Origin of the sequence: Noviherbaspirillum autotrophicum, from assembly GCF_000818395.1 — a bacterium.
Classification (GTDB): domain Bacteria; phylum Pseudomonadota; class Gammaproteobacteria; order Burkholderiales; family Burkholderiaceae_D; genus Noviherbaspirillum; species Noviherbaspirillum autotrophicum.
Genome location: NZ_JWJG01000028.1, coordinates 1,414,910 through 1,427,365 on the forward strand (window position 1 = coordinate 1,414,910; position 12,456 = coordinate 1,427,365).

Annotated in this window: 13 protein-coding genes; 4 read left to right on the plus strand and 9 right to left on the minus strand. The window is 60.2% G+C overall.

The features are described 5' to 3' along the window. Positions 1-219: 219 nt before the first annotated feature. From crcB to TSA66_RS07770, 7 genes are all read right to left on the minus strand, one after another. Positions 220-597, minus strand: coding sequence for a fluoride efflux transporter CrcB (gene crcB / locus TSA66_RS07740; RefSeq protein WP_040039629.1), 378 nt, complete (start codon positions 595-597; stop codon positions 220-222). Further along, a complete protein-coding gene (moaE, locus tag TSA66_RS07745; RefSeq protein ID WP_040039630.1) occupies positions 594-1,073 on the minus strand; it encodes a molybdopterin synthase catalytic subunit MoaE in 480 nt (159 codons plus the stop codon). The genes crcB and moaE overlap by 4 nt, the downstream gene beginning before the upstream one ends. 7 nt (positions 1,074-1,080) lie before the next feature. Further along, positions 1,081-1,338, minus strand: a complete 258-nt coding sequence (gene moaD / locus TSA66_RS07750) for a molybdopterin converting factor subunit 1 (protein WP_040039631.1) — start codon at positions 1,336-1,338, stop codon at positions 1,081-1,083. 6 nt (positions 1,339-1,344) lie between these two features. Continuing rightward, positions 1,345-2,568, minus strand: a complete 1,224-nt coding sequence (locus TSA66_RS07755) for a molybdopterin molybdotransferase MoeA (protein ID WP_232429429.1) — start codon at positions 2,566-2,568, stop codon at positions 1,345-1,347. A gap of 46 nt (positions 2,569-2,614) precedes the next feature. After that, positions 2,615-4,075 carry a threonine synthase gene (gene thrC, locus TSA66_RS07760; protein ID WP_040042331.1) on the minus strand — a complete coding sequence of 487 codons (1,461 nt, stop codon included), beginning with the start codon at positions 4,073-4,075 and terminating at the stop codon, positions 2,615-2,617. Between the two features lie 131 nt (positions 4,076-4,206). Continuing rightward, positions 4,207-5,172 (minus strand): NAD-dependent epimerase/dehydratase family protein, encoded by a 966-nt coding sequence (locus tag TSA66_RS07765; RefSeq protein WP_040039633.1) that lies wholly within the window; start codon positions 5,170-5,172, stop codon positions 4,207-4,209. Positions 5,173-5,182: 10 nt separating this feature from the next. Beyond that, positions 5,183-6,391, minus strand: coding sequence for a glycine C-acetyltransferase (locus TSA66_RS07770; protein WP_040039634.1), 1,209 nt, complete (start codon positions 6,389-6,391; stop codon positions 5,183-5,185). A 183-nt stretch (positions 6,392-6,574) separates the two neighbouring features. On the opposite strand from TSA66_RS07770, the gene TSA66_RS07775 reads away from it, so the two are divergent. After that, complete coding sequence (locus TSA66_RS07775) at positions 6,575-7,150, plus strand: helix-turn-helix domain-containing protein (RefSeq protein ID WP_040039635.1); 576 nt, start codon at positions 6,575-6,577, stop codon at positions 7,148-7,150. A gap of 61 nt (positions 7,151-7,211) precedes the next feature. On the opposite strand, the gene TSA66_RS07780 is transcribed toward TSA66_RS07775, so the two are convergent. Together TSA66_RS07780 and TSA66_RS07785 are read right to left on the minus strand one after the other, a co-directional pair. Then, entirely contained in the window at positions 7,212-8,534 is a 1,323-nt protein-coding gene (locus TSA66_RS07780) for a homoserine dehydrogenase (protein WP_040039636.1), read from the minus strand. A gap of 73 nt (positions 8,535-8,607) precedes the next feature. Next, a complete protein-coding gene (locus TSA66_RS07785; RefSeq protein WP_040039637.1) occupies positions 8,608-9,837 on the minus strand; it encodes a pyridoxal phosphate-dependent aminotransferase in 1,230 nt (409 codons plus the stop codon). A gap of 187 nt (positions 9,838-10,024) precedes the next feature. Between TSA66_RS07785 and TSA66_RS07790 the strand changes: the two genes are divergently transcribed. From TSA66_RS07790 to TSA66_RS07800, 3 genes are read left to right on the plus strand one after another with little or no spacing between them, the layout of a single operon-like run. Then, complete coding sequence (locus tag TSA66_RS07790) at positions 10,025-10,405, plus strand: Mth938-like domain-containing protein (RefSeq protein ID WP_040039638.1); 381 nt, start codon at positions 10,025-10,027, stop codon at positions 10,403-10,405. After that, a complete protein-coding gene (locus TSA66_RS07795) occupies positions 10,402-12,084 on the plus strand; it encodes a glycosyltransferase family 39 protein (RefSeq protein WP_040039639.1) in 1,683 nt (560 codons plus the stop codon). Before TSA66_RS07790 ends, TSA66_RS07795 begins: the two co-directional genes overlap by 4 nt. Continuing rightward, positions 12,081-12,452, plus strand: a complete 372-nt coding sequence (locus TSA66_RS07800; protein ID WP_040039640.1) for a DMT family transporter — start codon at positions 12,081-12,083, stop codon at positions 12,450-12,452. The genes TSA66_RS07795 and TSA66_RS07800 overlap by 4 nt, the downstream gene beginning before the upstream one ends. Positions 12,453-12,456: the final 4 nt, after the last annotated feature.

Below are 12,456 nucleotides of genomic sequence, written 5' to 3' on the forward strand. Positions count from 1 at the left end.
CCAGAAATTCGATTTGCTAACAACTTGGGGACGGCGAGACATCTTTTCAAGCAAGCTTTTTGATTGTGGCTATTTCAACTTCAGAATGGGATGGATCTACATCAAATTCAAGCGAAATGCGTGAAGCCTGCCCTCTATGGCAAATAGATTCCAAAAAAGCAATAAAACTGAAGATGGGATGCGCGAAGACGGCCACGGGGCTTGTGGCCGGAATGAAGATCAGGAGCCGGAGATGGCGCGGTAGGTCGCTAGCCCGGCAATGCAGAATGCGATGGAGCCGAAGAGATGGAGTGCGGTGTGCGCCAGTGCCCAACCATAGTTTCCGCGCTGGAGCAGCACCATTGCCTCGGCCGAAAAGCTGGAAAACGTGGTCAGGCCACCAAGAAAGCCGGTCACGGCGAACAGGCGCCACTCCAGCGGCACGGTCGGATGCGCGGTAAAGAAGCCGACCGCCAGGCCAATCAGGTAGCCGCCGATGAGATTGGCGCTGAGCGTTCCCAGCAGGACGTGCTGGTGCAGATTGTTGAGCAGGTTGCCCAGCCCCCACCGCAGCCACGCGCCGATGGCCGCCCCCAGACCGACCGCCATCCAGCTCATTTCTGCGCGCCCGAATTGGCGGAGCTGACGCCCCATTTTGTCAGCGCCTGGTCATCGGCGACGCGGGCATCGACCCAGCGCGCGCCTTGTGCAGTCTGTTCCTTTTTCCAGAACGGCGCCTGCGTCTTGAGGTAGTCCATGACGAACTCGCAGGCCGCGAAGGCTTCGCCGCGATGCGCCGACGTCACCGCGACCAGCACGATCTGGTCCAGCGGCTTCAGTGGCCCGACGCGATGGATGACCAGCGCGTCGAAGATGTTCCAGCGCGCCTTGGCCTTTGCCACGATGTCTTCCAGCGCCTTCTCGGTCATGCCCGGATAGTGTTCCAGCTCCATTTCAGAAACGCCGGCGCCGTCGTTCATGTCGCGCACGGTGCCGACGAAGCTGACCACGGCGCCGACGCGCGCGTCGCCGCCGCGCAGCTGTGCCACCTCGGCGCCGAGGTCGAAATCCTGGGTCTGGACGCGAATCGTCATGCCGTCCTCAACCGCCCGTCACCGGCGGGAAGAAGGCCACTTCGCCGCCTTCGGCTACACGCGTTCCCGCCTCGGTCATCTGCTGGTTGTAAGCCATGCGCAGCGCCCGTCCTTCGGCCAGCGCCTCGGCCCACATACCGCCGCGCTCGCGCAGGAAGGCGCGCACATCGCCTACCGTTTGTACGTGCGCCGGCAATGCGACGGCTTCCTGACTGGTGCCAAGCGCTTCCCGGATGCTGGCAAAGAAACGGAGCTGGATATTCATCTTGTATTAGTACAACAGTTCGCTGAACGGAATGAAGCGGACCAGATCGCCCTGGGTAATCGTACGGCCGGGAGGATTGTCGATCAAGCCGTCGCCCCACACGGTCGAGGTTAGCACCGCCGATCCCTGGTTGGCAAACAGGTCGAGGCCACCCTTTTCATTGATTTTTGCCCGCAGGAATTCGTTACGCCGGTCGGCCTTGGTCCAGGCGAAATCGGCGCGCACATCGAATGCCCTGGGCATAACGGCAGTCACGCCCTGCAGCCGCAGGATGAATGGTCGTACGAACAGCAGGAAAGTCACGAAACTGGATACCGGATTGCCGGGCAGTCCAATGAAGTAGGCGCGCCCGTTCCGGTCGGTACGGGTGATATCGCCGAACGCGAGCGGCTTGCCCGGCTTGATCGCGATCTGCCACAGGTTCAGACGGCCTTCCGCCTCGACTGCCGGCTTGATGTGATCTTCCTCGCCGACCGACACGCCACCGGAGGTAATGATCAGGTCATGGTCAGCCGCCGCACGGCGCAGCGTATCCCGCGTGGCCTGCAGCGAGTCCGGCACGATGCCGTAATCCGTGATGTCGCAGCCAAGGCTTTCCAGCAGGCCGCGCAGCGTAAATCGGTTGGAGTTGTAGATTGCACCGGGCTTGAGCGACTCGCCCGGCATCACCAGCTCGTCACCGGTAAAAAACACCGCCACGCGCGGCTTGCGCACGACCGGCAGATCAGCTAGGCCAACCGAAGCGGCCAGCCCGAGTTCCTGCGCGCGCAGCCGGGCACCGGCAGGAAGGATGACGCTGCCCGCCTTGATGTCTTCTCCGGTGCGGCGGATCCATTCGCCTGCGCGCGGGCTATGGCGGATCGTGACGATATCTCCGTCCTCGGCCTTTTCCAACTCGCACTGCTCCTGCATCACCACAGTATCGGCACCTTGCGGAATCATCGCCCCGGTGAAAATCCGTGCAGCCGTTCCCGGCTGTAGTTCCTGTCCCACTTGGCCTGCCGGAATACGCTGCGCCACCTTTAGCCGTGCAGCACCACCAACACAATCAGCCGCGCGCACCGCGTATCCATCCATCTGGGTATTGTCCATCGGCGGGACATCGAGCCGGGAAATCTGTGGCGCGACAAGTACGCGGCCATTCGCCTCCAGCGTGGGCAACACTTGCGTTTCCGCGATCGGATCAACCGCGGAAAGCAGGAAATCAAGCGCATCGGCAGCGCTTAACATGGGCTTCTTCTCATTCATGTTCGGCCCCGCTCTGAAAATGCTCCGGTCACAAGCCGGTGCGGCTGGCGATGTACGCCTTCATCTTCTCGACGTCCGGCGCCATGACATCGAAGCGCTGCGGCAGCCCCTCGATATTCTCGAATCCGGCCGGGCGCTCGGCGTCGCGTCCAAGCGCTTCGCGGATCGTCTCGTTGAACTTCGCCGGCAAGGCGGTTTCCAGCACGATCATCGGCACGCCCGACGTCAGGTTTTCGCGCGCCACCTTCACGCCGTCGGCGGTATGGGTGTCGATCGTTACGCCGTAACTCGCCTGCACGTCGCGGATGGTCGCAATGCGGTCGGCGTGCACCGACTTGCCGGATACGAAACCGTATTGCGCGACATTCTTGAACTCGTCGCCATCGCTGCCCGGCTTGCCGGACAAATCAAAACCGCCATGCGTATCGACCTTCCTGAACAGCGCACGCACCCGCTCGGCATCACGGCCCAGCAGGTCGAAAATGAAGCGCTCGAAATTCGAGGCCTTGCTGATGTCCATGCTGGGGCTGGTGGTGTGATACGTCTCGGCTGATTTGCGCACGCGATACACGCCGGTACGGAAGAATTCGTCGAGCACGTCATTCTCGTTGGTTGCCGCCACCAGCTTGTCGATCGGCAGGCCCATCATGCGCGCGATATGGCCGGCGCAGATATTGCCGAAGTTACCCGACGGGACCGTGAACGACACTTTCTGCTCGTTGCTGGTGGTAGCCGCCAGATAGCCGCGGAAGTAGTACACGACTTGCGCCACCACGCGCGCCCAGTTGATCGAATTGACGGTGCCGATCTTCTGGCGCGTCTTGAATTCGAGATCGTTCGACACTGCCTTCACCATGTCCTGGCAGTCGTCGAAAACGCCTTCCACCGCAATATTGAAGATGTTCGGGTCCTGCAGGCTGAACATCTGCGCGGTCTGGAACGCGCTCATTTTCTTGTGCGGCGACAGCATGAACACGCGGATGCCCTTTTTGCCGCGCATCGCGTACTCGGCGGCGCTGCCGGTGTCGCCCGACGTCGCGCCGAAAATGTTCAGTTCCGAGTGCTCCTTGGCGAGTTCGTACTCGAACAGGTTGCCGAGCAATTGCATCGCCATATCCTTGAACGCCAGGGTCGGGCCATTCGACAGCGCCTGCAATACGAGCTTCTTGCCGTCCTTTTCTTCCAGCACGCGCAGCGGCGTGATTTGCGACGCATCCTCGCCGGCGCGCGCATTGCGATACACCTCGGCGGTATAGGTCTTGTGCGCCAGCGCTTTCAGGTCTTCCTGCGGAATATCGGTGGCGAATTTCTTGAGCACTTCGAAAGCGAGCTCAGCATACGACAGCTTGCGCCACGCATCGAGCTCGGCACCGCTGACTTTCGGATATTCGACCGGCAGATAAAGGCCGCCATCGGGAGCCAGGCCGCCCAACAGGATCTGCGAAAAGGATTGCGCCGGCGCCTGGCCGCGGGTGGAAACGTATTGCATAAAATGGAATGGATTGGATGGCAACGGGTTGTCCGACATTATAACTGGAGCATCGGCGCGCTACCGTTGTTTTAGTCGGTGGAGCAAGCCGGCAAGAGCCGTTCCACCGTTGCCGGAGGTGGTTTCGGCCCTCAGGCGGCGTGGTGCAGCGCCGGCGCCTCGATATGCGCAAGCATGTCCTGCGCAAGCTGGTCCAGCCCGATTGCCGCATGCCAGCCCCAGTCGGCACGCGCATACGTGTCGTCCAGGCTGTGCGGCCAGCTGTCGGCAATCGCCTGGCGATGATCCGGCTGATAGCTGATCTCGAAGCCGGGCACGCTTTTCTTGATCGCCTGCGCCAGTTCGCGCGGATTAAAGCTCAGCCCGGCCACGTTGTATGCGGAGCGCACGCGAATCTGCTCTGCTGGCGCATCCATCAGCTCGATCGTGGCACGAATCGCATCGGGCATGTAAATCATCGGCAGCGTGGTGTCCGGCCCGAGATAGCAAGCATAGCGTTCTCCCCGCTTGGCTGCATGGAAGATCGCAATTGCATAATCGGTGGTGCCGCCGCCCGGCGGCGACTTGTAGCTGATGATGCCGGGATAGCGGATGCTGCGCACGTCGACGCCGAATTTGCTGAAGTAATACTCGCACAGGCGCTCGCCCGCCTGCTTGCTGATGCCGTAAATGGTGGTCGGGTCCATGACGGCCAGTTGCGGCGTATCCACCGCCGGCGTATGCGGCCCGAAAGCCGCGATCGACGACGGCCAGAACACCTTGAGCGGCTTGCCGGCCTGCTTGCGATCGCGCGCCAGTTCGAGAATATTCAGCAGCCCGTTCATGTTGAGCGTCCATGCCTTGAGCGGCGCCTGCTCGCCAGTGACGGACAGCAGTGCGGCAAGCTGATACACCTGCGTCACGCCGTACCGCTCGACAACCTGCGCAATGCGGTCCTTGTCGAGCACGTCGACCGTTTCATAACAGTGCGCACCGAACAGGCTGCGCGGCGCGATGTCGGCCGCGATCACGTTCTCGGCGCCATGATTCACGGTGAGCGCCTCCACTAGTTCGCTGCCGATCTGCCCGTTGGCGCCGATGACCAAAACGCGTTCCATGTCTGCTCCTTCAATTCGTCAAAAGGCCGAGTTCCCGCCCCACCTGGGCGAATGTGGCAAGCGCCTGATCCAGTTGCGCACGGGTGTGCGCGGCCGATATCTGCACGCGCACGCGCGCCTGCCCCATCGGCACCACCGGGTAGAAGAATCCGGTCGCCAGTACGCCCAGTTCATACAGGCGCTGCGCGAATTTCTGCGCCAGCGGCGCGTCAAACAGCATCACCGGCACCACCGGATGCGTGCCGGGCTTGATCGTGAAACCGAGTTCGGCGATCGCCTTGCGGAAGTACGCGGTGTTGTCATGCAAGCGATCGCGCAGCACGGTCGACGCCGACAGACGCTCCAGGACTGCCAGCGAGGCGCCCGCAATCGACGGCGCCAGCGAGTTGGAGAACAGATAGGGGCGCGATTTCTGGCGCAAGGTATCGATCATTTCGCGCCGCGCTGCCGTGAATCCGCCCATCGCGCCCCCGAGCGCCTTGCCGAGCGTGCCGGTAATGATGTCGATGCGCCCCATCACCCCATGATGCTCATGCGTGCCGCGCCCGGTCTTGCCCATGAAGCCGGTCGCATGGCTGTCGTCAATCATCACCAGTGCGCCGTATCTGTCTGCCAGGTCGCAGATCCTGCCGAGCTGGGCGATGGTGCCATCCATTGAAAACACGCCATCGGTGACGATCACCTTGTGGCGCTTGTCCGTGGCCGACTGCAACTGCCGCTCCAGGTCGGCCATATCGTTGTGCTCGTAGCGAAAGCGGGCTGCCTTGCACAGGCGGATACCATCGATGATCGATGCATGATTCAGTGCATCCGAGATGATCGCGTCGTTCTCGTCGAACAGCGGTTCGAACAGGCCGCCATTCGCATCGAAGGCGGCGGCGTAGAGAATCGCGTCCTGCATCCCGACAAAGTCCGACAGCGCGCGCTCCAGCTGCTTGTGCACGGTCTGGGTGCCGCAGATGAAGCGCACGGAGGACAGGCCGTAGCCGTATTTCTCGGTCGCGTCGATCGCCGCGCGCACCGTCTCCTCGTCACCGGACAGGCCAAGGTAGTTGTTTGCGCACAGGTTGATCAGGGTACGGCCGTCGTCGCACACCACTTCCGCCCCCTGGCGCGACGAAATCACGCGCTCGGGCTTATACAGCCCCTGCTCGCGCAAACCGGCGAGATTGCGGCCCAGTTCGGAATAAAAATTTTCTTTTGCCGCCGTTGCACTCATTACAATTTCCTATCCTTTCTCCGTCCGATCGGACACCGGCATGACGATGCATCCGCGTCAATTTGTGCTGGTATTGCATCCAATCTGTTACGATGCAATTTATAAAACTAAATTCACTATTTAGAACTTAAGTTCAATATATTGAATATTATCGACCCACATTGAACATTGCAAGCATCTGTTATGAAAAAGCCCAGCACGCCAAGTTCCCCGCCCGAAGTCGGCGCCACGCTCCAGAAACTGCGGCTGAAGCGCGGCTTGACGCTCGATGACCTGTCACGCGCGGCCGGGGTGTCGAAATCGATGCTGTCGCAAATCGAGCGCGAAAAGGCGAATCCGACCATTGCCGTGGCCTGGCGCCTCGCCAATGCACTGGGAGTTGGTATCGAGGAACTGCTGTCGAGCGAGACGCAGGAAGTCGAGGCGATCCATATCCTGGAGCCGCATGAGACGCCAACCCTGCCGGGCAGCCATGCCGGCTACGTGCTGCGGATTCTGGGACCGATGGAACTGGCAGGGAAATATGAGTGGTACGAACTGACGCTAGCGCCTGACGGCGCGCTGGTGTCCAATCCGCACGATCCGGGCACCTCGGAATACTTGACACTGCTGCACGGCGCGCTGGAAGTCGAAGTCGACGGCACGAAGAAAAAACTGAAGGCTGGCGGAACAGCGCGTTATCAAGCGGACAAGAGCCATGCCATCCGCAACGCCGGCAAGACGGAAGCGAAGGCTTTACTGGTCGTCATCCACCGTTAGCCAAAAAGAAAACAGCCTGGAACCGGAAGTTCCAAGCCGTCCAAGTTGCAACAGACAGGAATCAGCTCAGCTGTTCCAGTCGAATCTTCGTCACTGCGCCAACCACGGTCGGCAACGCCTCGATCTTCGCGATCGCCGCAACGATGTTCTTTTCCTGCGTCTGATGCGTCAGCATGATGATGTCAGTGCGGGTCTCGCCTTCCGCCGGCTCCTTCTGCAGCATGGCGTCGATGGAAATCGTCGAATCGGCCAGAATGCGGGTGATATCGGCCAGCACGCCCGGCCGATCCGCCACCTGCATGCGCAGGTAGTAGCTGGTGGTGATTTCCGACATCGGCAGGATCGGCGTATCGGTCATCGCGTCCGGCTGGAACGCGAGATGCGGCACGCGGTGCTCCGGGTCGGCCGTCGCCAGGCGCGTAATGTCGACCAGGTCGGCAATCACGGCCGATGCAGTCGGCTCGGAACCTGCACCCTTGCCGTAATACAGCGTCGCGCCAACGGCGTCGCCCTGCACCAGCACCGCATTCATCGCGCCTTCGACATTGGCGATCAGGCGCTTGGCCGGGATCAGCGTCGGATGCACGCGCAATTCAATTCCTTCGCTGCCGTTGACCTTGGTCCGCTTGGCGATGCCCAGCAGCTTGATGCGGTAGCCCAGCTGCTCGGCGTATCGGATATCGGTTGCCTGCAGCTTGGTAATGCCTTCCACATGCGCCTTGTCGAACTGCACCGGGATGCCGAAGGCGATGGCCGACATGATGGTTGCCTTGTGCGCAGCGTCGACGCCTTCGATGTCGAAGGTCGGATCGGCCTCGGCGTAGCCCAGGCGCTGCGCCTCCTTCAGCACGACATCGAAATCCAGACCCTTGTCGCGCATTTCAGACAGGATGAAGTTGGTGGTGCCGTTGATGATGCCGGCGATCCACTCGATGCGGTTGGCGGTCAAGCCTTCGCGCAGCGCCTTGATGATCGGGATGCCGCCAGCCACTGCCGCCTCGAACGCCACCATCACGCCCTTTTCCTGCGCAGCCTTGAAGATTTCGGTGCCGTGCGTGGCCAGCAGCGCCTTGTTGGCGGTAACCACATGCTTGCCATTGGCAATCGCCTTCATCACCAGATCCTTGGCGATGCCGTAGCCGCCGATGAGTTCGATGACGATATCGATTTCCGGGTTGCTGACCACCAGGTTGGCGTCGCTGACCACTTCGCATTCGCCCTGGGTCAGCTCCTTCGCGCGGGCCGTGTTCAGGTCGGCCACCATCGTAATCTGGATCGAACGTCCTGCGCGGCGCGTAATCTCTTCCTGATTGCGCTTCAATACGTTGAACGTGCCGGAACCGACGGTACCGATGCCTAACAAGCCTACTTTGATGGGTTTCATAACGTGTGAAGTCAGTCTAAAAAATGGGTCTCGCGCCCTCCGGCATGCGGTAGGCGCGAGCGTGTTGATCGAACTAGGCTGCGCCGTGCCGGCGGCGGTAGCCGTCAAGGAAGCGGGCAATGCGTCCGACCGCTTCGGCCAGGTCATCCGAATTCGGCAGGAACACGACGCGGAAATGGTCGGGCGCGATCCAGTTGAAGCCGGTGCCCTGCACGATCAGCACCTTCTCTTCCGCCAGCAGCTCATACGCGAACTGCTGGTCGTTCTCTATCGGGTACATCTTGGGATCGAGCTTCGGGAACATGTAGAGCGCCGCACGCGGCTTGACGCAGGAAACACCGGGAATCTCGGTCAGCAGCCGGTGCGCCAGGTCGCGTTGTCGCGCCAGTCTTCCGCCGGGGGCGACCAGGTCGTTGATGCTCTGATACCCGCCCAGTGCGGTCTGGATCGCGAACTGCCCCGGCACGTTGGCGCACAAGCGCATCGAAGCGAGCATGTTCAGCCCTTCGATGTAATCCTTCGCATGCTTCTTCTGGCCCGACACCACCATCCAGCCGGCACGATAGCCGCACGAGCGATAGTTCTTCGACAAGCCATTCAAGGTCACGAACAGCACGTCATCCGCCAGCGAAGCGATCGAGGTATGCGTTGCACCGTCGTACAGCGTCTTGTCGTAGATTTCGTCGGCAAAGATGATCAGCTGGTGCTGGCGTGCCAGCTCGACGATCTGCTCCAGCAGTTCCACCGGATAAAGCGCCCCGGTCGGATTGTTCGGATTGATGACGACGATCGCCTTCGTATTGGTTGTAATCTTGCGCTTGATGTCCTCGATATCCGGATACCAGTCGGCCTGCTCGTCACAGACGTAATGCACCGGCGTACCACCGGACAGGCTGACCGCAGCCGTCCACAGCGGATAGTCAGGCGCCGGCACCAGCACCTCGTCGCCGCTGTTGAGCAGCGCATTCATGCCCATCACAATCAGTTCGGAGGCGCCGTTGCCGATATAAATGTCGTCGATCGTTACACCCGTGATCTTTTTTTCCTGGGTGTAATGCATGATCGACTTGCGAGGGGCGAACAATCCCTTGGAATCGGTGTAACCGGCCGAATTGGGCAAGTTCAGGATCATGTCCCGAACGATCTCATCGGGCGCATCGAAGCCGAATACAGCTAAGTTGCCGATATTCAACTTAATGATCTTGTGTCCTTCGTCTTCCATCTGCTTGGCCTTTTCCAAGACCGGGCCGCGGATGTCGTAACAGACGTCTGCCAGTTTTTTCGATTTTTGAATCGGTCGCACGGGTGCAATCCCTTACAGAAAATACAATAAATGGGATGCAATGCTGCACCGCCAAACTACCCATTTTGCCGAAAGCAATCTGTTTTATCAACGGATGGCGTAGCGTTTATTTTGGAAAACGCTACAATGCCGCATCTTTTTATTCCATTTGTCGGAAATCCAAGGCCGGCAGCCTGTCTATAGTGCCATGAAGCTGCATTCCACCCCGACCCAACATTATCAGACCGTCACTGCTTACGACGACACGGGCGTCGAGATCAATGCCGTGCGGTTTTCCCATAGCCTCGTGGTGCTGCCGGAAACGCCGCCCGTGCCATGGCCGCCCACCTCGTTCGACGCCTTGACGGCCGAGCATTTCGCGCAGATCGAGGCGACCGTGCCGGATGTGGTCATTCTCGGCACAGGCAAACGCCAGCGCTTCATCCATCCGAAGCTGGTCGCTGCGCTTTCCGCGCGACACATCGGTGTCGAGTGCATGGATAATCAGGCTGCCTGCCGCACTTACAACATTCTGATGGGCGAAGGCCGCAAGGTAGCCCTAGCCCTCATTTTCGACCAATCGGCATGACAGACCACTATAAATCACAACTGCCCATCTCCAAATCCGCCCTCTGGGTCCTGTTCCTGATTTTTTGCGCAGTCTGGTTTTATGCGCTCGCTGCCCGCACCCTAGTGCCGACCGATGAAGGCCGCTACGCCGAAATGGCGCGGGAAATGGTCGCCACCGGCGACTGGGTCACGCTGCGCCTAAACGGACTCAAGTACTTCGAAAAGCCTCCGCTGCAAACCTGGATGAATGCGCTTACCTTCGAGGTATTCGGACTGGGCGAGTGGCAGGCCCGGCTGTGGACGGGCCTGTGCGGCCTGTTCGGCATCCTGATCACCGCCTATGCGGGAACGCGGGTGTTCGGGCGGCGCATCGGATTCCATGCCGGACTGGTGCTCGCATCGAGCCTGTTCTGGGCCGCGCTCGGCCATGTCAATACGCTGGACATGGGGCTGGCAGGCATGATGACGCTCACGCTCGCCGCCCTGCTGCTGGCGCAACGCAATGACGCAAGCGAGCGCGCAGAGCGGAACTGGATGCTGGCATGCTGGGCCGGCATGGCGCTTGCTGTGCTGTCCAAAGGCTTGATCGGCGTCGTGCTGCCTGGCGCCGTGCTGGCGCTTTACACCTTGGCGTCACGCGACTGGGCGATCTGGAAGCGCCTGCATTTCGGTGGCGGCCTGCTGCTGTTCTTTGCGATTGCCACGCCCTGGTTTGTGCTGGTGTCGATAAAAAATCCGGAATTTCCGAATTTCTTCTTTATCCACGAGCATTTCCAGCGCTTTACCAGCAAGGTCCATCATCGTGCCGGTCCATGGTATTACTTCATCCCGATCCTGGTGCTTGGCATCGTGCCGTGGCTGGGCGTGCTTATGCAAAGCCTGTGGAACGCGCGTCGCGAACCGGCGCAAGGCTTTCAGCCGAAGAAAATGCTGCTGGTCTGGTCGGTATTCATTTTCTTTTTCTTCAGCATTTCCGGCTCCAAGCTACCTTCGTATATCTTGCCGATTTTCCCGGCGCTGGCCTTGCTGATCGCCTGCTACCTGGAAAAAGCTTCCGATAGAGTACTCACGCTGACGGCAGCCATGGTTGCGTTGTTTGCCGCCGTTGGCCTTGGATTCGTCGGGAAAATTCCGCAACTGGCCAGCAATGCATATGAACAGCCGATCTACCAAGCTTACCTGCCCTGGGTTGTGGCCGGGGCGGCCATAGCGCTAGCGGGCGGCTTGCTCTCCGCCTTCCTTGTACGCCGCCGGCGCGAGTGGGCGCTGATTGTCTTGGCCGCTACCACTTTTGCCAGCGGCCAGGTCTTGATGATCGGCCATGAGCCGCTCGGCCGTTACAAGGCGGGGCTCGATCATGTTCCGGCGGTTGCCGCGGAACTGACGCCGCAGACCCCAATTTTTCTGGTCCATTTGTACGAACAATCCTTGCCCTTTTACCTGCGGCGCACCATGACGCTGGTCGAGCACGCCGATGAAATGGAGTTCGGCGTGAAGCAGGAGCCCCAGTTATGGATTCCGACCCGCGCGGAGTTCGTGGCGAGATGGAATGCGCTGCATGCGGAAGGCAAGAAGGCGGTCGCGATCATTCATCCCGATTTCTTCGGCGACCTGAAAAAACAAGGCCTGCCGATGCGCGTCATTGCGCAAGACCCGCGCCGCATTATCGTGACCAACGACATCAAGACTGCTTCATGAATTTAACCACCTTCGGCTTCATCCTTACTGGCATCTGCCTCAATGCCGTTGCCCAACTCCTGCTAAAAGCCGGTACCAACGCCGTCGGCGTGATCCATTTAACGGCACAAAACTGGTTTTCCACCGGCCTGAAACTGGCAACCCAGGTGCCAATCATCGGCGGTCTCAGCTGCTACGTCATCTCGGTGCTGGTGTGGATCATCGGCCTGTCGCGCGTCGATGTCACGATCGCCTATCCGATGCTATCCATCGGTTACATCATCAATGCGCTCGGCGCATGGTATTTTCTTGGCGAAGCCGTTTCCGCACAGCGCATTCTGGCCATCGGCATTATCATCGTCGGCGTCGTGCTGCTGGCCCGCAGCTGAATTC